Origin of the sequence: Brevibacillus fulvus (assembly GCF_016908525.1) — a bacterium.
Taxonomy (GTDB): domain Bacteria; phylum Bacillota; class Bacilli; order Brevibacillales; family Brevibacillaceae; genus Brevibacillus_G; species Brevibacillus_G fulvus.
Genome location: NZ_JAFBEB010000002.1, coordinates 229,527 through 252,617, shown reverse-complemented (window position 1 = coordinate 252,617; position 23,091 = coordinate 229,527). Strand labels below are relative to the sequence as shown.

The following is a 23,091-nucleotide window of genomic DNA, read 5'->3' as shown; positions in this document are numbered from 1 at the left end:
TTCTTTCTCCCTCTTTTTTACACGTATGTGCTGCCATTCCAGCGATAAGCATTCAGCCGTTCCCGATCGAATTCCATTCCGATGCCCGGTCCGTTCGGCAACTTAACCGTTCCGGCGACTGGCTGAAGCGGCAGGAGATGTGTGAACGGATTTTCCATCACATCCCATTCAATCGGTTCGATTTTCTCTCCGCTCATCTTGCTCCACGGTTGCAGGCAGGCTTGCGCAAACAAGGCGTACAACCGGGAAAGCACCCCATCATAGGCATGGGGAGAAACGCGAAGGCCAAAGCTGCGCCCCAGTTGTAAAGTTGCCCGAAAGCCATCCACACCGTCTTGGTGCATACTGTCCGGCTGCAGGATATCCAAAGCATTGGCTTGCAGCAATGGAACGAACTGTTTGGCAGAAAGCAAATTTTCGCCGCCTGCTACCGCCAATGGCAGTTGCCCGCGCAGCAATCGATATTCGGCAATGCTGCTCAATGGCATCGGTTCCTCCAGCCAGAGCCAATTTTCATAGCGATGCAACAGCTTTTGCCACTGTAGAGTGGTTGCCAGATCATAGCTTTGGTTGCCATCGATAGCGATCTGAACCTCATTGCCAACCATCGCCTGCAAACGGGTAATGTGCGCCTGATCTTCTTTCAGTGTCCTGCCGCCAATCTTGACCTTAATCTGGCTGAATCCAGCGGTTACCACTTTTTCCACCAGTTGCAGCGAGCGCTCCATCCATGTCTGCTCATCGCAATAGGATTGAAACGAGGCATAAACCGGAATTGACGTATGAAACCTGCCTCCCCACAAATCACATATGGATAACCCTGCCTGCTTGGCGACGATTTCCGTCAACGCCATGCTGATCCCGGCTGCCGCCCGTTGATGCCACTTTTTGATCACTTTCACCAACTGGAGGCGGTCTGTCGCTTTTTTTCCCAACAGATAAGGAATAATGCGTTCCTGCATCCCTTTTTCCAACGTCGGCAGCCAATCGATAATCTCGCCCCAGCCGTCGATACCGGAGCGCGTTATAATCCGGATCAAATAACATGACCGATATTTTTTCAGCCCGTTGGCATCGCCGTATGGCTGTTCTAACCGGTGCAGCAGAGGGTATGTTTCAATCCGCTCGATTTCCATGGAATCTCCCTTCTTCCGTTACTCGTCAGGCTCTCCCTCGGCTCGCTCTTGCAAATACGTCTCGTAATCAATAAAATTTCCTTTTCCTTCATGTCTATTCATATAACTTTCATACAAGCCGCTGCGCATAAATTGAACGCTATCCGGACCATGATACCCAGTGATGTCGGTATAGCCCAATTCCTCGACCGGTTCCACAAAGCCATCCGGTTCATTGGATTCGATATACATCTCGTTGTAATCGGTTTTACGATTATCCGCAAACGAAAATGGCGTTTCGGATGTACCAAACTTCTCCACGATTTGCCAGGCATCCTCGCCGTCGAAAAAATTGGCGTCGGCCCGGTCATCAAGGGAAGATCGCCCGAACGGCGGCTGCAGGAATTCTTCCTCCACCGGTCGTTCATGGTTAATATTAGGGGCGGGAGCGTGTTCCTTGCAGGTCATCGCCATCGGAAAAGCTTCCAGCCTTTCTTCGGGAATCGGTTCACCGCAAACGGTACAAACGCCGTATGTTCCTTGCTCGATCCGCTCCAGCGCCTGATCGATCTCGCGCAGTGTCTCGCGATCAAGGCTATACAATGCCAAGTCCTTTTCCCTCTCAAACATTTCTGTGCCAATATCGGCGGGATGGTTGTCATACATCGAAAATTCATGGAAAGAATCGGACATTTGCTCTTCCAGGCTATAGTTCAGCTGTATGCGTTGTTCGACATCGGTCTTTTCATCCATCAAACGCTGTTTAAAATAGGCCAGCTTTTGCTTATCCACGCCAACACCATCCTTTTTTACGTTTCCCTTTTCCGTAGTATGCCTCAGTAAGCCAGAAAAAAAAGCCTCTCCATTATTCACCAATAATGGAGAGGCTTCTCGATTGTAAGCTGTTAGTTGTTATTCGTTTCCTCCACGACAGCCGCACAGCGTCCGCAAATATGCGGGTGTGCCGGATTGATGCCAACATCTGTTTTCACGATGCGGCAGCGTTCGCATTTTTCGCCATCTGCCGGTGTCACGAGCACCGTAATGCCTTCCAGTTGAACTGCTTCCGCCGGTGCCGTTGCGCCGACCGGATGCAAATCAACGCTGGCGACGATGAACAGATCAGCCAGATCGTCCATTTGCTGCAGTACGGCAAAGACTTCTTCTTTTTCCGGATAGAGCGCCAGCTTCGCATCCACCGAGTTGCCGAATACTTTGTTGCGGCGAGCTTCTTCCATCGCTTTCAACACTTCATCGCGGACGGCCAGGAACTGTTCCCATTTGCTTTCCAACTCTTGGCCAAAGCTGAGGTGCTGTTCGTTCGCATCCGGCAGATCGGTCAACTGGACGCTGATTTCACTCACGCCCGGAATATAGCGCCAAACTTCATCGGCGGTGTGCGGCAAAATCGGCGTAATCAATTTGACCAGATCGAGCAAGATTTGATACATAACCGTCTGGGCAGCACGGCGTTTTACACTGTCAGGCGCTTCCACATACAGGCGATCCTTGCAAATGTCCAAATAGAAAGCAGACAGGTCGATCGTGCAGAAATTATGAATCGTGTGGAATACCGTATGGAACTGGTATTCGTCATAAGCTTTGCGCACACGCTTGACCACTTTTGCTGCCCGAGCGAGGATAAATTGATCCAATTCGCCCAGTTGCGCATAGCTGACTTGATCTTTGGCGTAATCAAATCCATCCAGGTTGCCGAGCAAGAACCGGAACGTATTGCGGATCTTCCGGTAAACCTCGGCGATTTGCGCCAAAATCGCATCGGAAATGCGCACATCCGCTTGATAATCGACGGAAGCGACCCACAACCGCAAGATGTCCGCACCCAACTTATCGATTACTTCTTGCGGGACGATGGTGTTCCCTAGCGATTTGGACATTTTGCGTCCTTCTCCATCAAGGGTAAAGCCATGGCTTAATACGGACTTGTACGGTGCATGTCCGTAGACGGCTACCGAAGTGGAAAGCGATGAGTTAAACCAGCCGCGGTATTGGTCTGAACCTTCCAGGTACAAATCGGCCGGGCGAGTCAAATCGTCGCGTTCCGCCAAAACAGCTTCATGGCTGGAGCCAGAATCGAACCATACATCCATGATGTCGGTCTCTTTGCGGAATTCATCCGCGCCGCATTTTGGACAAGTCAATCCTGCCGGTACCAGTTCTTTAACCTCTTTGGCAAACCAGGCTTTGGAACCTTCTTTGCGGAACAGATCGGCAATGTGATTGATCGTCGTATCGTTGATGATCGGTTCGTTGCAATGCTTGCAATAAAAGATCGGAATCGGCACACCCCAGACACGTTGACGGGAAATACACCAGTCACCGCGGTCGGCGATCATGTTGGCCAGGCGGGTTTCTCCCCAATGCGGCAGCCATTTTACCTTTTTGATCTCATCGAGCATTTGCTGACGGAAACCGTCGATCGAAGCAAACCATTGCTCGGTAGCCCGGTAAATGACCGGTTTTTTCGTCCGCCAGTCATGCGGGTACGAGTGCGTGATAAATTTCAGTTTCAGCAACGCGCCGACTTCATTCAATTTTTCCGTAATCGGTTTGTTGGCATCATCATAAAACAATCCTTCAAAGCCAGGCGCTTCACTGGTCATTTTTCCTTCATGGTCGACCGGGCAAAGGACGCCCAGACCGTATTTGGCTCCGATATTAAAGTCATCTTCCCCGTGACCAGGAGCAGTATGGACACAACCGGTACCGGCATCCAGTGTCACGTGTTCCCCTAAGAGCAATGGCGATTCACGGTCATAAAACGGGTGCTTGGTGACAACCCCTTCCAGTTCCGCCCCTGTAAAGGTTTGCAACACTTCGACCTGTTCCCAGCCGATTTCTTTCGCTGCCGCTTCCAGCAAACCGCTGGCCAGCATATATTTTTTGCCGTCCGCTTTTACGACGCTGTACGCAAATTCGGGATGGATGGAAATCGCCAGGTTGGCCGGGATGGTCCATGGCGTGGTCGTCCAGATGACGACGCCGGTTTCGTTATCCAGCTTGCCCTTGCCGTCCTTGACCATAAAACTCACATAGATGGACGGAGAGCGTTTATCTTTATATTCGATTTCAGCGTCAGCCAAAGCCGTTTCCGAAGAAGGCGACCAGTAGACACAACGCAAACCTTTGTAGATGTAGCCTTTTTTGGCCATTTCCCCGAAAACCTTAATTTGTCGCGCTTCGTATTCCGGTTTCAGCGTGACATATGGATTTTCCCAGTCGCCGCGTACGCCCAGCCGTTTAAACTGGTCGCGCTGTTTGTCGATATAACTCCAGGCATACTCCTCGCAGCGTTGACGGAAATCGTTGACTTCAATATTGCGGCGATCCAGTCCTTGCGCGTTGATAATCGCTTGCTCAATCGGCAGGCCGTGGGTGTCCCAGCCGGGAACGTACGGGGCGTTGAATCCTGCCATCGATTTGTAGCGCACGATAAAGTCTTTCAAAATTTTGTTCAAAGCGTGCCCGATATGAATGTCGCCATTGGCGTACGGCGGACCATCATGCAAAATAAACATCGGCCGGCCGGAAGTTCGCTCTTGAACTTTTTTGTAAATGTCGATTTCTTCCCACCATTTTTGGACTTCCGGTTCCCGGGTCGGCAAATTTCCTCTCATCGGAAACTCGGTCTTCGGCAGATTCAAAGTTTTGCTGTAATCGATAGCCATTATGGTCACTCCTATCTTTGATAAAAACCGCCTTTCCGCGGATGAAACGCGCAGCGGCGGACAACAAACAAGGACAAATAAAAAAAGCCTCTTCATCCCCTTAGGGACGAGAAGAGACTCCCGCGGTACCACCCTAATGAACAAACCGCAACAAGGGTTTGTTCACTTTTGCCATTCGTAACGTGAATGATGCGCGCACTTAATAGTCTGCTTGCTCCAGACGTTCAGCTGTTGGACTCCCGGGTGATATTCAGCGACTACAACTGACCAGGATCTCACCATCTTCCCGGCTCTCTGCACAGTGTTCCCTCGCTTACTCGTCCCGTTCATCGTCTTCCCCTATGAAAGAAAATGATTGCCTTAAATTATAAAGCCATTCTGTTCAAAAAGTCAATTTTTTATTCGGCAATGAGCGAATCGGCCTGCTCAATGTCGTCCCACGCGCCGTTGTCCAACATTTCCAATTGAGCCTCAAGCAGCGTACGGAATCGCATCCGATAGACGGAAGCGCGTTTTTTCAACTCTTCGATCTCGATGGCAACCTTCCTCGATTTGGCCAATGCTTCGTTGACAATGCGATCGGCATTTTTTTCGGCTTCTTTTAAAATCAGTTGCGCTTCCTTGCGTGCATTCGCTTTGACATCTTCTGCCGTTTCTTGCGCCACCAAAATCGATTTGCTCAAGTTTTCCTCGAGCGACTTGTAATGATCGACACGTTCATTCAAGAGCGCCACACGCTCTTCCAGTTCTTTTTTCTCTTTGATAAGCAACTCGAAATCTTTGATTATCTGATCGAGAAACTCGTTAACCTCATCCACATTATAGCCGCGAAACCCTGTACTGAATTCCTTGTTGTGAATATCCAAAGGTGTTAACGCCACATGAACCCCCCGCTTCCTGCATTATGGTAAACCAAATTTTCGACAGTCTCCCGCCAATTTCCTGCCATTTTATTAATTTTTTTCCCTTTTCCCCCATGAGGGGAGCGGCAAAGCTGGATTTGGCCAATGACGAGCCCTTGGCTACACAGATGGAATTTCACTTCTTTCAGGCAAATATGCCCACCTTGATTCGCTGCCGGCCGGTACGGGTTGTGCCGCTCACTTCCAGCACCTGAAAACGGCCAAATCCGGCCACAGACAAGATATCGCCCGCCTCAATCTGATGGGAAGGATCTTCTGCCACTTTCCAGTTCACTTTTACTTTTCCGGCCCGAATCGGTACCAGCGCTTTCGCTCGCGACAAATGATAAACCTCGCCAATCAAGGCATCGATACGCGGCGAAGCTACCGTTACTTGCTTTTCGATCAGTGCAGGAACCGTCGGACGAATGTCCTCCAGGGAGCGTTCGGTCAACTGTACCGGCACTCGATGGATGTGGCTGATTTGGGCGCGAACAAAATCGACAATCTCAGCCGCCAGAACCACTTGCGCTGTTCCTTCTGCCAGCAAAATATCGCCAAATTTTTCCCGTTTGAGTCCAATATGTAAAAAAGCCCCCATCACATCACGGTGCTCCAGCTTGATAAAGCGCTGGTCTGCCTCGATCTCCAGCATCGCCAGTTGAAAATCTTGCCGTTCGACTGTCCAGTATTCGGGATAGAGCAGCACCCTGACGCGTTCGGCACCGTCATATCCGCCATCAGCGGCAATCTGCACCCCGCTCACCTGAGAATGAACACTTTGAAAAATAAACAATTGCCGAGGATCGAGAAAATCGGTCAAACGACTGACCTGTTTGCTTTCCACCAATGTGAGCAATTCAATCGCCCGCTCGACAAAGGGCCACTCTTCTTTGCGAAAATGATCATATAAGCTCATGGTTTCCTCAAAGCAACCGCCCCAGCAAACTGTAAAGGCCGTTTTCAGCAAAATACAAGGCGATCAGCGCCACAATCGGCGAAATGTCAATAAATCCGAGCGACGGGATAAACCGCCGGAAAATGGACAGATAGGGGTCAACGAGCCTTTCCAACAACTGACCGATTCCAGTATCGCGCATTTGTGGAACCCAAGACATTAGCACGTACGCGATTATCATATAGTAGTAAACCTGGAACACGAAGTTGATAATCGTATAAAGAGCCATGGATTCACCTCTTACTTATTTTCGAAATGCTGTCTATTCTTCTACTACACTGGAGATCGTTCCCTGGATATCAACATGTTCCGGTGTGCAGACAAATATATGGTCGCCTACCTTTTGAATATCTCCGTTCAGTGCGTATACAGTTCCGCTCAGAAAATCGATAATCCGCTTCGCCTGATCTTTTTCCACTCGCTGCAAATTGACGACAACAGGCCGGCGTTGGCGAAGGTTGTCGGCAATATCTTGCGCATCGCTGTAATGCCGCGGTTCAAACAGCATCAAGCGGATCCCTTCCTTCTCTCGGGCAGCGTGGATCGGCACTACATTGCTCGCGCGGGAAAAAGTATTGCGGCGCGGATAGGCTTCTTCCTCTTCTTCGCGCTCTTCTACTACTTCTTCCACATATTCTTCGTTTTCCAAGCCGAGAAAACCCATGATTTTATGCATGACACTCATGGTCATCTCCTCCTTTCCTTTGATGAGTTATGACAATTCGTCCGGCTTCACCAGTATCGAACCAAGACGGATATAAGTTGCACCTTCTTCAATCGCTACTTCAAAGTCGCCTGACATCCCCATGGACAATTCTCGTATGTGCGCGTGAGGATATGCCCGAAGATTGATTTTCTCTTTCCATTCGCGCAGTTGACGAAAAATGGGACGTACCTCTTCTTGATTATCGACATTTGGTGCCATTGTCATTAGCCCTATCACATTTATATGTTTCATATTACTGGTTTCGTCCAAAAAAGCAAACAGTTCCTTGGTACTAAGCCCAAATTTTGTCGGTTCTTCGGCGATATTTACTTGCACAAAACAAGGAACTACCAGATTTAACGTCTCCGCTCTCTTATTGATCGCTTCCGCCAGGGAAAATCGATCGAGCGAATGGATATAGGAAAATCGACCTACGACATCTTTTACTTTATTCGTCTGGAGATGTCCGATAAAATGCCATGTTCCCCGCTCGCCATACATCTCATATTTCGGCAAGGCATCTTGCACGCGGTTCTCGCCGATGTGCTGAATGCCGGCCGACAAGATTTCTCCGATTGCTTCGCCATCCACGTACTTGGTAACGGCAATGATGTTCACCTCTTCACGCTTGCGGCCGCTTCGCTGACAAGCAGCCGCAATGCGCGCTTCCACCTGGTCCAGTTTTTTGCGAAGTTGTTCCTGATAGGTTAGCGTGTTCATGAATCCTTCCTTACTCCTTCCTGCTGCCAAGCGATAAACGACGCCATCCGCCCGGTTTTGCCTGCTTCCTTGCGGTGGGAGTAAAACAGGTCGGTTCGGCAGCTCGTGCACCAGTTCGTTTTGCTGATTTGTTCCTGGCGCAGCCCAAGTTCCAACAGAAGCAACCGGTTCAGCTGTCCGAGATCGAGCAAATATTTGCCCGGTTCAGTTGGGTGCACCGCCTGTTGCCACTGCTTCGTCGTGCGTTCGATCTGGACGATGACCCGCTCGTCCACCTCGTAGCAACAACCGCCGATTGATGGCCCAATAGCAACCAGCAACTCCTCGCGCTTGCTGCCATATGCTTGCTCAAACGCTTCGACCATTTTTTCCCCAATCCGTCCGGCCGTTCCCCTCCAGCCAGCATGAGCCAAACCGATCGCCCGTTGACGGGGATCAAGGAAAAACAAGGGAACACAATCGGCATAAAACGAGGTAAGCAAAACCCCCGCCTGATTAGTATGCAAGCCATCGGTACCGGGAATGACGGTATCCAGGCTGTCGCGGCCCGCTCCTGTCCATTCTTCGCTCACCTGCTGCACGGTTGTTCCATGCACTTGATCGGCACAGGTCCAAGCCTCAAAAGGCAAGCCCAGCTGTTTTGCCAGCCGCCGCCGATTGCTGACCACGTCGTCCGGGTTGTCCCCGACGTGCAGCCCCATGTTCCATGAAGCATAAGGTGTCCGGCTTGTTCCACCGACGCGTGTGGTAAACCCGGCAAGCAAACCGGTAAAACGGTTTTCCCAGCTTTGCAGATGCATCGTATTTGTCGAATTGGATTGTACAAACGGTTCCACCGCTTCCTCCTTCACCTTTCGCCATTTGATTCGCACTTTATTTTCTAACGCCATCATACCACAGTCGGGCTTGATGCGTGAGAAAAACTCGCTAAGAAAAGAGAAGATCACTATGCCCGAAATTCATCGTCGGTGCCATGGCGTGAGTCAATTCGCTGGTTTTCTTCAACTCGTACGAGAACGACATCTTTTCCGATCTTCACGATATTGCGCCACGGAATGACCAGATCATTGCCAGAGGAAAAAAATCCGAGAAACTTTCCTGGGCCCGGAACGACGATGGCATCCACGCGGCCATTTCGTAAATCGATTTCCAAATCAGAGATTTGTCCGAGCCGTCTGCCATCCAATATGTTGACAACCTCTTTTGTTTGAAAATCCGAGATTTTCACCACTGATTTCACCTGCTCTCTTCACCGTTACTTTTAGTATATGAATCGGTGTGCGAATATGTCCGAATCGTCGGAAATTCGTCGTCACAGGGTGGGGCAAGCAGGCTGCCTGTATACCATAAAAAAAACTTCTGCTCGTGGGCCAGCAGAAGTTTGAACAATCGTCTAACTTTGCACATGTTTTTGCATATGGGCGATCGCGGCCTTCTCCAACCGGGAAACTTGCGCTTGCGAGATGCCAATCTCTTCTGCTACTTCCATTTGCGTTTTGCCTTCATAAAAACGCATGGACAAGATCATTTTTTCCCGTTCGCCCAATCGCTCCATTCCTTCCCGCAGAGCGATTTCTTCTACCCAAGTGGTATCCTTGTTCTTGTCATCGCTGATTTGATCCATCACATAAATGGGATCGCCGCCATCCTGATAGATCGGTTCAAACAGGGAAACCGGATCTTGGATCGCATCGAGCGCGAACACCACATCTTCCTTGGGCACATTCAGCTCGTCGGAAATCTCCACGATGGTGGGTTCGCGGGAATGCTTGTTGGTCAAATTGTCACGAACCTGCAGCGCTTTGTAGGCGATATCCCGCAGGGAACGGGAAACGCGGATTGGATTGTTGTCCCGGAGGTAGCGACGAATTTCACCAATGATCATCGGAACGGCGTACGTGGAAAACTTGACATTTTGTCCGAGATCAAAATTGTCGATGGCTTTCATAAGTCCGATACACCCAACCTGAAACAGATCATCCACATACTCGCCGCGATTGTTAAACCGCTGAATTACGCTTAATACGAGTCGAAGATTGCCATTCACCAACTTTTCCCGAGCTGCATGCTCGCCGCCTTGCAATCGTTCAAATAACTCTCGCATCTCCTTGTTTGTTAGAACGGGAAGTTTGGAGGTATCTACTCCACAAATCTCTACCTTGTTGCGCGTCACGTCATTCCCTCCTCTGGAGCACTGGCAACCTGTCACATGAGCCTTTAGCAATTGCAGCGAGGTCGCTGTTGTGCCATTCAACCCGCGAACATGAATGGGCACAAACAAAAAAGTTCCTATCCCGGATGTCTTGAAAGGCCGCGTGTAAGCGCATTGGCCGTCAAGAAGGGGTATGAGCTCATACCCGCGTTCTGGTACGGTTTAGGAACAGTATCCCCCAGAGTTGGGAAATTATGCGTCAGACCATTTTGTTGAACTCTTTTCGCAACCGTTTTATAATTCGTTTTTCCAACCGGGAAATGTACGATTGCGAGATTCCCAGCAGGTCGGCGACATCTTTTTGTGTTTTTTCTTCCTCACCAGCCAGGCCGAAGCGCAGCTCCATGATGATGCGTTCCCGCTCGCTCAGTTTATCCAGCGCCTTTTTCAGCAATTTGCGGTCCACCTGGTCTTCAATGTTTTTGTAGATCGTATCGTTTTCTGTGCCCAACACATCCGATAACAGCAATTCGTTGCCGTCCCAATCAATGTTTAACGGCTCGTCGAACGAAACTTCCGAGCGAATTTTGTTGTTGCGGCGCAAATACATCAAAATCTCATTTTCAATGCATCTCGATGCATATGTAGCCAGTTTAATATTTTTTTCCGGATCAAATGTATTGACCGCTTTTATCAGCCCGATGGTGCCGATGCTGACCAGATCTTCGATGTTGATGCCCGTATTCTCGAATTTTCGCGCAATGTACACAACCAAACGCAAATTTCGTTCAATCAGCATGCTGCGGACAGCGGCATCCCCAGACGGCAGGCGAGCTAGCAAGATCTCTTCTTCTTCACGTGTCAGCGGCGGCGGCAAAGCTTCACTGCCGCCGATATAATAAATCTCTTCCGCACGAGCACCAATCATCAGCAAAAAACGGTACCAGAGTAATTGGATCGAAAGGCGAATTTTAACGTACATCGCTAGCCCTCCTGTTCTAAAGATTTTTCCTTTTGTTCTGTGGCATTTTGCACCAATGCGGGGTGAACAATCGCTTGATACTGTTGATCTGCGGCCAACGCGACCGGATTTAAGCCGATCAACACCTTTTCCGTCACGAACCGACTCCCGTGCTGGACGACGACGACTTGATCCGGCTTGAGCGCAACGAGAAAATCCATTCCCCGGGAAACGCTGCGGAACGGTATCAGGCGGATGCGCCCTTGCCACTCCGTCGGCAAATCATCCAGCAGCCTTTCCAACCGTTCCAATTTTCCGTCTTCTTCCGCGGCAAACGCCAGCAGCCCGGCCGGAAGCATATGAGCCAACATTTTGCTTTCCATCACCATCACGGGTGTTCGTGAGATCGGTTCATGCAATTGATTTCCGGTGTCGACCAATCCGCGGCACAAAATAGTCTCCCCCTGCAATTTGACAATGACCTCAACCAAAAATGCTTCCACCTTGCGCGGTCCCTCAATCGCCTGATAACTTCGTCGACTCAAATACCCGACGAGCAGGAAGCCGACAAGCAAAATCAACAAGGTAGGCTTGGTCCCAACACCGAAACTGTCGTTATGGGTCACAAGAATCCCATTGACAATTTCATTATGAGAAGTGAGAAAGTATTGCAGCGCGAATACTCCTCCCCCAAAGACAAAAGCAACAAAGTAAAAGATCACGAGATTGTGCAGAAAAGCGAGCATGCGGCGAAAACCAAACGCAATCAACAGCATCAACACGGAAAAGAGCAGTTTGACAAACCACTGATAAAATCCGGCAAACTGGGGGAGAAAGAAAAAAGCCACATAGGTGGAACCAAAAAGTGCTGCCAGCAGCATTCGCCACCATTTGAACCGTTCCTTGCGAAAGTAAGCAGTAAACCAGAGCAGCAAGGTATCAATTGCCGCATTCAAGAGTAGAATGATATCAAGGTAGATTACCACACTCTCCTCACCCCCGCCAGCAAGGACAGTATATCTCAATATTTATTCCGAAGTCTGTCATTTCTTGACCGTATTTTTTTAGTTTTTTTGTAGATTTCGTCGGGCAAACTGCTTGCAGGAATTAAAGTGAGCGGTTTGCATGCTTTCTGGCCAGCGGCGCCGGAAGGGCCCGTTGGAGCCGCCCGCTTTCCTTTCTCTGAAAAAGCATAAAACGCCTTGTCTCCCAAGGAAACAAGGCGTTTTTTACGTTGAAACTTGCTGTTATTTTTTATTGCGGCGACGATTGCGCAAAAAAGCTGGAATATCGAGATTATCAAGATTGTTCATCGAGAAGATCGTTTTTTCTTCTTCCTCTTCACGGCCGCGTCCGGCTGTCGGAGTCGTGCTGGCACTCGGCCGGTTTTGCCCCGCGCCTTGCTGCGGGCGACGCACCGCTGCGTTTTGCCGTTGGCTTTCTTCAAAGCCGGTGGCGATGACCGTTACCACAATTTCATTTTTCAGCTCTTCGTTGATGACCGCACCGAAAATCATATTGACATCAGGATCTGCCGCAGAAGAAACAATGTCAGCCGCTTCGTTTACTTCATACAAGCTGAGATTGCTGCCGCCCGTGATGTTCATGATGACGCCGCGAGCCCCTTCGATCGAAGTTTCCAGCAGCGGACTGGAAATCGCCCGTCTTGCCGCTTCCGCAGCACGATTCTCCCCGCTTCCTACCCCGATTCCCATCAAGGCAGAACCGCGTTCGGTCATAATTGTTTTTACGTCAGCGAAGTCCAGGTTGATTAACCCAGGTGTCGCAATCAAGTCGGAAATCCCTTGGACACCTTGACGCAAAATATTGTCGGCTTCCCGGAACGCTTCCAGCATCGGAGTGTTTTTATCCACGATCTCCAACAAACGATCGTTCGGAATGACAATCAATGTGTCTACTTTTTCTTTTAGTGCTGCGATACCCGCTTCGCCTTGCAAGGCGCGTTTGCGTCCTTCAAACGAGAATGGGCGTGTAACGACACCAACTGTCAACGCGCCTAGTTCCTTGGCGATTTCCGCTACGACCGGTGCCGCACCGGTTCCGGTACCGCCGCCCATCCCTGCAGTCACAAAGACCATGTCCGCTCCGCGCAAAGCGTTTTCAATCATGTCCCGACTTTCTTCCGCTGCCTTTTTTCCGATTTCCGGGTTGGCCCCTGCACCGAGTCCGCGAGTCAACTTCTCCCCGATTTGGAGTTTTGTATCCGCGCTTGACAGATGAAGCGCCTGCGCATCGGTATTGAGTGTAATAAACTCAACGCCTTTTACTCCGCCCGCAATCATTCGATTGACAGCGTTGCTTCCACCGCCACCGCACCCAATCACCTTTATTCGTGCAAATTGTTCAAGATCTAAGTCAAACTCCAGCATTTTGCCAGTTCCTCCTCATAATTTCAGTCAGAAGAGCATCCCATTGCATCTTTCAGCTGCGGAAAGGCGTTGCTCCTGTTTCCCCGTTTACGATTGCGTCACGATTGCCACCTAGCCTGGCCTTAAATAAATTCACTAAACCAATTTTTCACTTTTTCCAACAAATTTCCCTGCTCTTTTTGTTTGCTGCTCAGTCCCGGTTTGCTTTCTTTTTTGAACGGACTTGCCACCTTCTTGCTGGATCGCTCCATTTGATGAAGAGCGTACTGGATCAACCCGACACCTGTTATATAAGAAGGATCACGAACCCCGATATAGTCAGGGATGGCGATGCGAACTGGAGCATTCAATTCTTCCTTGGCTAATTCAAGCATACCAGGCATGGCGACAGTACCACCGGTAAGAACATAACCGCCGGCAATTTCATCGCGGAACCCCATTCGGAATACAGCTTCTTCTACCAATTGGAAAATCTCTGCAGCCCGCGGTTCGATAATATTGGCCAAATCAACCTGAGTGAATTGTTTTTCCACCTCGCTGCCAATTCGTGAAACCTTAAATTTCACATCCTCCGATGCCTCATCAATCAAGGCACAACCATTCTTGATTTTGACTTTGTCAGCCACTTCCGTTTGAGTGCGCAATCCAAGAGCGATGTCGTTAGTAATATGGTCGCCACCAATGCCAATTACCGTGGTGTTTGCAAGTTGTCCTTGTTCAAACACTCCGATCGTAGTTGAACCCGCTCCTATGTCAACGAGTACGACACCCATGTTTTTATCATCTTTGGACAAAGCGACATAGCTGGATGCCAACGGTTGCAGAAAAATCCCAGAAACGCGCAATTTGGTTCTTTCCGCACAGCGCACAATATTATGTACTACTGTCTTGGAACCGGTGACGATGGTTCCTTCCATTTCGAGACGCACGCCAATCATTCCGCGTGGGTCTTTTATCCCACATTGACCATCAACGATATACTCCTTTGGCACCACTTCGATTATTTCACGATCAGGCGGTATCGCAACCACTTTCGATGCCTGAATGACACGTTGGATATCCTCATCACGGATTTCCCGATCTTCGCTGGAAACAGCGACAACCCCTTGTGTTTCATGCAGCTCAATATGATTTCCGGTGATTCCCACATACACTTCTTCAATCGAAACGCCAACCATACGCTCAGCATGGTCAACAGCTTCTCGGATGGCATGCACGGTTTGGTCAATGTCGACAATGGTCCCTTTTTTGATCCCTTCAGAGTGGGCTTGTCCAACTCCAATGATGTTAATCGTACCGTTGTTCACTTCACCAATCATGACGCGAACTTTTGACGTTCCGATATCTAAGCTGACGATAAGTTCGTTGTTGTTACTCACCAAACCTGTGACACCTCCCTTGCTACAGAGTAAAAATATCTTTTATGAAGACACCTGCATAATTTATTCCACACAGGACAACCATTCCCTTTTTTCCTGATGAATTTTTTTGGAAAATAATTATATTTACCTATACTTTACTCCTTTTGGCTTATCCATTTATACAAAATGATTCGGCGAATCACGGCAAGATTGTTAAACAATCTTACACCGAACGCTACAATCGCGGCCAGATACAAGTCGATGCCCAAAAATGCACCGATAAACGCCAAACCAGCTGCAAACAAGGTATTGAAGAAAAATCCTGACATAAATATTCTCACATTAAAGGTACGCTCCAGATAGGAGCGAATGCCGCCAAAGATCGTGTCCAGTCCGGCAAGAAGTGCAATCGATAAATAACTGCTGTATTCTTGAGGCACTCGCCAATCGAGCAGAAAGCCTATCACGATCCCGAAAACAAGTCCTAGAACGGGAAGCCACATGCTTATTGATCTCCTTTTGACTTAACTGGTTTCATAAATCGGATCGTCCGTTGTTCACTATAGGCGGGAACGACAAGGCGGTCGCTTTCTTCAAAGACGATTTTTTTGTTGGCGAGCTGAAAGTTTTCCTCGATCCCTTCCAGCTTAAGACCGGAGATCAGGACGTCCGGCTCTCCCAACGCCTTGAACTCGTACGGGGGCTGAACAAATTTGGTATCCACCTGAATCGACTGGCCAACGCTGCGGATGGCCGTTGTCGAAATGAGCCGATGGCCGTTGAGGGACACGGCTTTGGCCCCGTTGGCAAACAAGCTGTTCGCGACCCAACGCAAATCTTCGTCATCGATCTGATAGCTAGTCTGATTATCTCCGCTCATCAGATCACCGTCAACTGCCGCTTGTTCCGGCAGCGGAGGAGCATCCACGATCCGAATGACTGCGCCCTTCCCTTCGACGCTGACCAGACCCGCCAACCGCCGCGTTCTTGACAGCTCCTCCTTCATCACAGAAACGCTCTCGTCCGTGTCAAGGGCTGTCTCGTATTGATAAAACAGCTGGTTATATTTCGATATATCGGCCAACAAGCTTTTATGTTTTTCCAATTCTTTCTGCAAAGTCGTTCTCAGTTCAGAAACACTTCGTGATTCAGCCTTGATCGGATGTAAATTGCTGCGCAATTGAACAGTCAACATAATACCTATAATAGCACTAATGATCGTAAGAATAAATGCAATTTTACGGTTTTTGGGCAACATAGCAAACGCTTCCTTATCCGATTTGATCAGAAGTTTCAAACTTGACATCACCGACAAACGCCGGCAATTGAACCTTATCCTTTTTGGCTACGTCAATCTGGACAAAATCTTGCAAACTTTGCAGAACACCGCCTGGCAAATTCAACGCGTTTTCCATTGTATTCGGATCGCCGATTGCGGTTATGACAAACGGTGCGGCAGATTTGATCCCGTTCACAATAATGGTTGGCCCGACACAGCGGATGGCTGAGTTGCTGACCAGCCGTTGGCCATTGATGCTGATCGCTTCCGCCCCTGCCGCTCGCAGTTCGTTTACAACCAGGCGCACATCCTGCTCGTGGACGATATAGTTGATCACATCCGGCGCTTCGGATGCTTTTTCGTTGTCCTGCATGGTCACTTCAATGCCGGGACCTTCGACCGGAACGACACCTGCCAACATCCGCGCCGCTTCCAGCTGGTCGAGGATACCAGCCGCTTCCGACTGGCGTTGCGCCATTTCCTCTTCCACTTTGCCGACCGATTTCTGCAAGTCGAGCAACTGCTGTTCCAGATCTTGATTCCGTTCCTTTTCAGCCAAAATCCGTTCGGTTAATTGGGTCTCTTGCTCCTGCTGCTGGCTGTTCTGTTGCTGGGTCCGGCTAAACTTGGTCGTTTCGATCGCACTGGCCATCAAAAATCCGGTCGCGAATGTTACAAGCGTTAGATAGAGATGAAATTTGTGTTTTCCCATCTGCTTTCACCTTTTATTCAAAGTTAATCTCTGTCGATTGGTCAGTCTGATCTTGCCGCTCCGATTCCGCTTCCTGGTCTTCGTTTGGCTGTTCTTCCGCCTGCGTCCCGCCCTCAGCGGAAATCTGTCCGGATGTCTCGGATGTTTCATCAGCCGCGGAATCCGGCGACTGCCCGCTATCGGTGTCCGCTGCCGTTTGTTCCGGTGTGCCATATTTGACAAACCAAGGTCGTTCAAACAAGGAGACAATCCCTTTTTCCCCCTCGGGAATCTGCTTGACAATCCCCGGATACCAAACGATCATTTGATCGAGTTTGTACAAAACGCTGCGCACTTCGTTGCCATCGCGCATATGCAGGATAATTCGCTGTTTATCATATGCCGTCGGCGTTAAGGAAATATCGGAAATCTCTCCAAGGATTGCCGGCGAAATGTTGGCCAACGCTTTGGCTAGCTGCGGCAGCAATTCAGGCGAGTTCCACTGCAAAATCAATGGCCTGTCCAACATGCGCTTGGAAAAGTCGACCTGTTTGAGCACTTCCCCATTCTGCAGCAACGGATAGCGCTGCCCTTGCGAAGTTGTCGTGTAAGCTACCCGATCGAATTCTTCGACCCGCAGCTGAATGATGCCGGGAAATTGGCGCACAAGGGAAACGGCACTGATCCCCTTCAGGCTCTTCAAATTCTCTCTCACCTGGCTTTCCCAGACATTTAAAAACTGCATGCCAACGTTCAAGCCCGAGGCTTTGACGATTTCTTCCTTGGTATACGTGTCGTTTCCGTAAACCTGAATTTCGCTGACTTTGCTATAAGGGGAACGAATAAAGATTACGACTAAGATGGCCAGAAAAAAAAGGAGTAAAATGAACAAAAGTTTGCGGTTGCTTCTTTTCTTTGGCAATTGCTGCTTCACATGCGGGATTCGTTCTTGGTAAACGGCCATGTTCACCCCTCCGGTTACCTCTGGATTGATGATAATTGATCAAATTTTGCCAAAGCGGTCCCTTCGGCCTGCGCCTGGCCAGGCTGAATACTGCCGCCTCGCCGGTTTCTCAAGCAGAAAGAGGGAAAGCGGCATAAGGGATATGCCGCTTTTCTCTTTGATCTGCAAAGTGAATACCTGTGGATTCACTTTATATGTTATAGAAAGATCTTACATGGATACGCGCGCAATATTTGCTCCCAACTGCTGCAACTGCAGTTCCAGCCGATCGTAACCACGATCGATATGATGGATTTGTTCAACGGTCGTCGTTCCCTCGGCGGCCAAGCCGGCCAGTACGAGCGCGGCTCCAGCGCGCAAGTCGGTCGCTTCCACTGTCGTGCCGGTCAATTTGTTCACGCCCCGGACAATCGCCGAACCCAAATCCACATAAATGGAGGCACCCATTCGCGTCAATTCATTAACATGTCGAAACCTTCCGTCAAAAACGGTCTCCTTGATCACACTAGTCCCTCTTGCTTGGGAAAGAAAAACCATAATCTGCGCTTGCAGATCTGTGGGGAATCCCGGATAGGGAGAAGTAATCACTCGATCATACGAACGTGATCGGGAAGTGCTTTTGACTTCCATTATATCATGGTGGGTTTTGATTTCAACACCACAACTTCGGGCAATCTCGATCAATGCTGTCAGGTGTTCCGGGATGGTGTTGCTTAGCTGAATGTGGCCTTGTGCCGAACCGACAGCGAGGATATGCGTACCGGCGACAATCCGGTCCGGTATCACCCGATAACTGACAGGACGCAGCTTGGGAACGCCGTTTATTTCAATCGTATCCGTTCCTGCTCCGCGAATTCGCGCGCCCATTGCATTCAAAAAGTTTTGCAAATCGACGATTTCCGGTTCACGAGCGGCATTGCAAATACGTGTCGTCCCTTTTGCCAGCACTGCCGCCATCATAATGTTCTCGGTCGCTCCCACGCTGGGAAAGGAGAGAAAAATCGTGGCGCCGCGCAATTGTTTCGCTCGAAAAACAATGCACCCTTCCGCTTCCTCCATTTTTGCTCCCAGCGATTGCAAGCCGGAAAGATGCATATCAATCCGCCGTTCACCAATCATGCATCCCCCCGGACGGGATATGGTTACTTCCCCCAATCGAGCCAGCAGCGGTCCGGCAAGAAAGATGGAAGAACGCATCTGCCCCATTAAATCTTCCGGTATTTGCGAACGGGAAACCGAGGTTGTATCGAGTGTGACACAGCCATCCTGATGCGTCACGGTTGCTCCGAGAGCCGTTAAAATTTGCGCCATCACTTCAATATCTTTCAGATGGGGAACGTCATAAATATGAAATTGCCCTTCTGCCAATACAGAGGCGGCTAAAATTGGGAGGGCAGCATTTTTTGCTCCTTGGATTCGAAGAGAGCCGGATAATGGTTTTCCTCCTTCGATAGTAAAAGTATCCAAACTTTCACCTCCGTGTTACCCCTCGCCCACCACCAATACTTCTGGATGCAGATCAAAGCCGAATTTTTCTTTGACTGTTGTCTGAACATGCTCCATCAGGGTGAGGACGTCGGTAGCCGTGGCACCTCCGCGATTGACGATAAAGTTGGCGTGAACTTCTGAGACCTGCGCGCCTCCATAGCGGTATCCTTTTAATCCTGCCGCTTCAATCAAGCGTCCTGCATGATCGCCTGGAGGATTGCGAAAGACACTGCCCGCACAGGGCAACTGCAAAGGCTGTGTTACACGCCGCCGATCTTTGTATTTTGCCAAAACAGCTGCAATCTCCTTGCGATCTCCGCTTTGCAACTGGAAGGTCGCCTCCAGCACTACGCCTTTTCTTTTTTGTAACAGCGATGTGCGGTAGCTGAATTCCATTTGCGCTTTTGTCAGCACCATAGTCTCGCCAGTGTCGAAGAGGATTTCGGCTTCTTTAAGAATACGTGAAAGATCTGATCCGTGTGCACCCGCATTCATGTAAACTGCGCCGCCAACCGAACCGGGTATCCCCCCCGCAAACTCCAATCCTGTTAATCCTTTTTTGCCAGCTTCCATCGCCAGGCGGATCATGGAATACCCGGCACCAACACACACCTCTTCGCCCCTGAATTCGCAGTGACTTAAGCCCTCAGCCACTTTAAGCACGGCTCCGCGAATCCCTCCATCCCTCACTAGAAGGTTAGAACCGCGCCCGATAACACTCCAAGGAATACTGTGACGATGGATGATTTGAACGGCTAACTGCAATGCAGCTTTATCTTTTGGTTGGATTAACAAATCAGCAGGACCCCCGATCCGCCATGTCGTATGGTTGGCGAGAGGTTCATGGCACAATACTTTTCCAACACCTGCTTGCATGAGCTCTTCTGCGATCTGTTTCATAAAGAACCTCCTGAGTTGAAATGCTAGGTCGGACCTAGGCCTTATCACGTGTTTGCTCCATACTATGCGAACGCCTAAAAGGGCGTGACAGTCGCCCATCATGTTTTGAAAAAGGTAAAAACAGGGTGAAAAGCGCTGCAAAAAATCGCGCTTTTACTCAGTTCGCCTGCAACGGCAAAACTCCTCCCCGCGAAGGCCGTCTTTGTCTTTGTCTGAACAAAAAGGGAGCTTGCGACAAAAGTCTGCCGCAAGCGCCGGAAATCAGTCATGGATTTGCTTGTTTTCACCAGGCTACCTGGAAAACCGCGAAATGTTGAGCAGCACGCCAACCCCGGTCAGTATCAAGGTAAGCGATGAACCGCCATAGCTTAAGAACGGCAGGGTAATACCAGTCACCGGAAACATGCCGGTAACGACCCCGACATTGATCACGACTTGAATCGCGATCATGCCGATGATGCTGAGCGCCAGCAAATTGCCGAACAGATCGGGTGCCGTGATCGCCGTCCGCATCCCTCTCCAGAGAAGCAGCAAGAACAAGAGCAGGACGATCGTGCCGCCAACGAATCCCAGTTCTTCGGCAATGATCGAGAAGATGAAATCGTTGTACGGCTCGGGCAGATAAGAAAACTTTTGTCGGCTTTGTCCCAATCCGAGACCTAGCAAACCGCCCGGTCCGATCGCATAGAGCGACTGAATGATTTGATAGCCCGCGCCCAACGGGTCCTGCCACGGATCAATAAAGGCGGTAATTCGCGCCATCCGATACGGAGCGGATAAAATCAACCCGACAAACCCGGCGACACCCAGCATACCGAGAGCGAGATAATGGCTGATTCTCGCGCCCGCCACAAAAATGACCAAAATGGCGGTTCCCATTAATACGGTTCCTGTTCCCAAATCCGGCTGGAGCATAATCAGGGCAAAACAACTGAGCGGAATCGCCAAAGCCGGCAGCAGTCCAGTGCGAAACAAAACGATTTGTTTCTGATTGTCGCTCAGCCATTTGGACAAAAAAGCAGCGACGCCCAACTTGGCAAACTCGCCCGGCTGAATGCCGAAGGAACCGAAACCGAGCCAGCTTCTCGAACCGTTGACTTCCCGGCCGATTAACAAAACGAGCACCAGCAGGGCAATGCTGATCAAAAAGCCGGTTTTTGCCCACTTTTTCCATACCCAGTAATCAATGTTCATGGTGATATACATCGATGTAATTCCCAGCAAGGCAAATATCAGTTGCCGCTTTGTAAAATAGTAGGGGTCCTGAAACGTATTTTGCGCATAAACCGCGCTTGCGCTATAAACCATGACGATACCGATTCCCAGCAAAAAAAGGGTAGCGAAAATCATCACAAAGTCAGGGGCCGATCTTACCTTGTTCATCCAGGGACATCCTTTCTTCCTCCGTCCCTTTCACCCCAATCAACGGGCAAACTTGCAGGACGGTCGTTATGCTAGGCTTGTTTTAAGTCTATGCACACCGTCCTTAAACATGCTTCCCCTTACCTCAAACGATGGGAACATGTCCCAACTGGCACAGGCGGGACTGAGCAACACCACATCCCCCGGCTTGGCAATGGAAGCCGCTGCAAGAACGGCGTTGTCCACAGTATCGACAAGGATGCGCTCGCTAATTCCCGCCTCCGCCGCCCGCGCCATGAGAATTTCGCCTGTTTGCCCCAAGGCGATCAGCGCTTTCAGATGCTGCTTAAACAAGGGGACCAATTCGTGAAAGTCCACGCCGCGATCCAATCCGCCGGCGATCAAGACCACCGGTTCCGAAAAGGCCTGGATGGCACGCGAGGCCGCTTCCGGATTGGTCGCTTTCGAATCATTGTAATATTTCACACCGTTTACCGTATCCACATATTCCATGCGGTGTTCTACCCCAGGAAACGTCGACAGCACCTGGACGATCGACTCGTTGTCGGCACCGGCCAATTTGCAGATCGCAATCGCCGCCAGCGCGTTGTCCAGATGCGGAACCGACAATTGCGCGACCGGCATGATTTCTTCGACCGCTCCCGAATGGGAACTGAACCAAATCTTGTCTGCTTCGACATAAACGCCGGGCGACACCTTTTGCTGTTTGCTGAAGTAGTAAGTTTGCGCCGCCAAATGTTCAAAGTTGCCGCGCAGTTCCGGCTGATCATACGGCACAATCGCAAAATCGTCAGCGGTCTGATTGGCGAATATTTTCATTTTTGCCGCCAAATATTGCTCCATGCCGTGATGATAATCAAGATGGGCCGGATAAAGGTTCAGCAGCGCGGCAATATGCGGACGAAACGCTTGCGTCCCCATCAGTTGGAAACTGCTCAACTCGGCGACCAGGTACTGGTCTGCCGTTACCTTTTCCGCTAATTCGCACAAAACCGTGCCAATATTGCCGCCGACGACAGCGTCAACCGCCGCTTGCTGCAAGATAAGCCCCACCAATGTCGTCGTGGTCGTCTTGCCATTGGAACCGGTTATCCCGATAATCGGCGCCTTGGAAAGCTGGTAGGCGATCTCCACCTCGGTTACGACCGGTATCCCCAGGCTGAGCGCTTTGGCCACCGGCGCAGCTTCATAAGGAATACCCGGGTTTTTCACGACCAGCGCAACACCGGAATGGACGATGTTGTCCGGATGGTGGCCGGTAATCACCTCGATGCCCAACGCTTCCAGCTCTTCAATTCCGTTTGCCTGCTCCCGCGGTTTTTGGTCATTCACGACAACATGAGCGCCAAAGCGGTGCAACAGTTTGGCAACTGCTACACCGCTTTTCGCCAGGCCGAGTACAACGATGGTTTGATCTTGAACGTTTTTCATT

At 50.0% G+C, this 23,091-nt stretch carries 23 protein-coding genes and 1 other annotated feature; all 23 genes read right to left on the bottom strand.

Translation table 11 applies throughout. The features are described 5' to 3' along the window. Positions 1-17 precede the first annotated feature (17 nt). The 23 genes from JOD01_RS04600 to murD all read right to left on the bottom strand — a co-directional run bounded on the left by JOD01_RS04600 (position 18) and on the right by murD (position 23,090). Positions 18-1,136: a mandelate racemase/muconate lactonizing enzyme family protein gene (locus tag JOD01_RS04600; RefSeq protein ID WP_204517068.1), complete on the bottom strand. Its 1,119-nt coding sequence runs from the start codon at positions 1,134-1,136 to the stop codon at positions 18-20. Positions 1,137-1,154: 18 nt separating this feature from the next. Beyond that, positions 1,155-1,907 (bottom strand): TraR/DksA C4-type zinc finger protein, encoded by a 753-nt coding sequence (locus tag JOD01_RS04595; protein ID WP_204517067.1) that lies wholly within the window; start codon positions 1,905-1,907, stop codon positions 1,155-1,157. A 113-nt stretch (positions 1,908-2,020) separates the two neighbouring features. Beyond that, the gene (gene ileS / locus JOD01_RS04590) at positions 2,021-4,798 is read right to left on the bottom strand and encodes an isoleucine--tRNA ligase (RefSeq protein ID WP_204517219.1); all 2,778 of its coding nucleotides are present in this window, start codon (positions 4,796-4,798) and stop codon (positions 2,021-2,023) included. Positions 4,799-4,903: 105 nt separating this feature from the next. Then, positions 4,904-5,143, bottom strand: a binding site (T-box leader). A gap of 59 nt (positions 5,144-5,202) precedes the next feature. Continuing rightward, positions 5,203-5,685 (bottom strand): DivIVA domain-containing protein, encoded by a 483-nt coding sequence (locus JOD01_RS04585; RefSeq protein ID WP_204517066.1) that lies wholly within the window; start codon positions 5,683-5,685, stop codon positions 5,203-5,205. A gap of 166 nt (positions 5,686-5,851) precedes the next feature. Beyond that, positions 5,852-6,625 carry a YlmH family RNA-binding protein gene (locus JOD01_RS04580; protein WP_204517065.1) on the bottom strand — a complete coding sequence of 258 codons (774 nt, stop codon included), beginning with the start codon at positions 6,623-6,625 and terminating at the stop codon, positions 5,852-5,854. Between the two features lie 7 nt (positions 6,626-6,632). Beyond that, the gene (locus JOD01_RS04575) at positions 6,633-6,893 is read right to left on the bottom strand and encodes a YggT family protein (RefSeq protein WP_204517064.1); all 261 of its coding nucleotides are present in this window, start codon (positions 6,891-6,893) and stop codon (positions 6,633-6,635) included. 33 nt (positions 6,894-6,926) lie between these two features. Further along, positions 6,927-7,349: a cell division protein SepF gene (locus JOD01_RS04570; RefSeq protein ID WP_204517063.1), complete on the bottom strand. Its 423-nt coding sequence runs from the start codon at positions 7,347-7,349 to the stop codon at positions 6,927-6,929. A gap of 27 nt (positions 7,350-7,376) precedes the next feature. Beyond that, positions 7,377-8,090, bottom strand: a complete 714-nt coding sequence (locus tag JOD01_RS04565; RefSeq protein WP_204517062.1) for a YggS family pyridoxal phosphate-dependent enzyme — start codon at positions 8,088-8,090, stop codon at positions 7,377-7,379. Further along, on the bottom strand, positions 8,087-8,926 hold the full coding sequence (gene pgeF / locus JOD01_RS04560) for a peptidoglycan editing factor PgeF (RefSeq protein ID WP_338028522.1): 840 nt from the start codon (positions 8,924-8,926) through the stop codon (positions 8,087-8,089). The genes JOD01_RS04565 and pgeF overlap by 4 nt, the downstream gene beginning before the upstream one ends. Positions 8,927-9,036: 110 nt before the next feature. Next, on the bottom strand, positions 9,037-9,321 hold the full coding sequence (locus JOD01_RS04555; protein ID WP_204517060.1) for a YlmC/YmxH family sporulation protein: 285 nt from the start codon (positions 9,319-9,321) through the stop codon (positions 9,037-9,039). 162 nt (positions 9,322-9,483) lie between these two features. Next, positions 9,484-10,263, bottom strand: coding sequence for an RNA polymerase sporulation sigma factor SigG (sigG, locus tag JOD01_RS04550; protein ID WP_204517059.1), 780 nt, complete (start codon positions 10,261-10,263; stop codon positions 9,484-9,486). Between the two features lie 238 nt (positions 10,264-10,501). Then, on the bottom strand, positions 10,502-11,224 hold the full coding sequence (sigE, locus tag JOD01_RS04545; RefSeq protein ID WP_204517058.1) for an RNA polymerase sporulation sigma factor SigE: 723 nt from the start codon (positions 11,222-11,224) through the stop codon (positions 10,502-10,504). Between the two features lie 2 nt (positions 11,225-11,226). Continuing rightward, a complete protein-coding gene (gene spoIIGA / locus JOD01_RS04540) occupies positions 11,227-12,189 on the bottom strand; it encodes a sigma-E processing peptidase SpoIIGA (protein WP_204517057.1) in 963 nt (320 codons plus the stop codon). Positions 12,190-12,450: 261 nt separating this feature from the next. Further along, a complete protein-coding gene (gene ftsZ / locus JOD01_RS04535; RefSeq protein WP_204517056.1) occupies positions 12,451-13,593 on the bottom strand; it encodes a cell division protein FtsZ in 1,143 nt (380 codons plus the stop codon). 122 nt (positions 13,594-13,715) lie between these two features. Next, a complete protein-coding gene (gene ftsA, locus JOD01_RS04530) occupies positions 13,716-14,912 on the bottom strand; it encodes a cell division protein FtsA (RefSeq protein ID WP_420829070.1) in 1,197 nt (398 codons plus the stop codon). 197 nt (positions 14,913-15,109) lie between these two features. Continuing rightward, a complete protein-coding gene (locus tag JOD01_RS04525; RefSeq protein WP_204517054.1) occupies positions 15,110-15,457 on the bottom strand; it encodes a small basic family protein in 348 nt (115 codons plus the stop codon). Positions 15,458-15,459: 2 nt separating this feature from the next. Beyond that, entirely contained in the window at positions 15,460-16,212 is a 753-nt protein-coding gene (locus JOD01_RS04520) for a DUF881 domain-containing protein (RefSeq protein WP_204517053.1), read from the bottom strand. 13 nt (positions 16,213-16,225) lie between these two features. Beyond that, on the bottom strand, positions 16,226-16,945 hold the full coding sequence (locus JOD01_RS04515; RefSeq protein ID WP_204517052.1) for a DUF881 domain-containing protein: 720 nt from the start codon (positions 16,943-16,945) through the stop codon (positions 16,226-16,228). Between the two features lie 13 nt (positions 16,946-16,958). Beyond that, a complete protein-coding gene (locus tag JOD01_RS04510) occupies positions 16,959-17,888 on the bottom strand; it encodes a cell division protein FtsQ/DivIB (RefSeq protein WP_204517051.1) in 930 nt (309 codons plus the stop codon). A gap of 210 nt (positions 17,889-18,098) precedes the next feature. Further along, positions 18,099-19,355 carry a UDP-N-acetylglucosamine 1-carboxyvinyltransferase gene (murA, locus tag JOD01_RS04505; RefSeq protein ID WP_204517050.1) on the bottom strand — a complete coding sequence of 419 codons (1,257 nt, stop codon included), beginning with the start codon at positions 19,353-19,355 and terminating at the stop codon, positions 18,099-18,101. 15 nt (positions 19,356-19,370) lie between these two features. Then, a complete protein-coding gene (murB, locus tag JOD01_RS04500; protein WP_204517049.1) occupies positions 19,371-20,276 on the bottom strand; it encodes a UDP-N-acetylmuramate dehydrogenase in 906 nt (301 codons plus the stop codon). A 291-nt stretch (positions 20,277-20,567) separates the two neighbouring features. Next, positions 20,568-21,659, bottom strand: a complete 1,092-nt coding sequence (gene spoVE / locus JOD01_RS04495) for a stage V sporulation protein E (protein WP_204517048.1) — start codon at positions 21,657-21,659, stop codon at positions 20,568-20,570. A 66-nt stretch (positions 21,660-21,725) separates the two neighbouring features. Next, a complete protein-coding gene (gene murD, locus JOD01_RS04490; RefSeq protein ID WP_204517047.1) occupies positions 21,726-23,090 on the bottom strand; it encodes a UDP-N-acetylmuramoyl-L-alanine--D-glutamate ligase in 1,365 nt (454 codons plus the stop codon). Position 23,091: the final 1 nt, after the last annotated feature.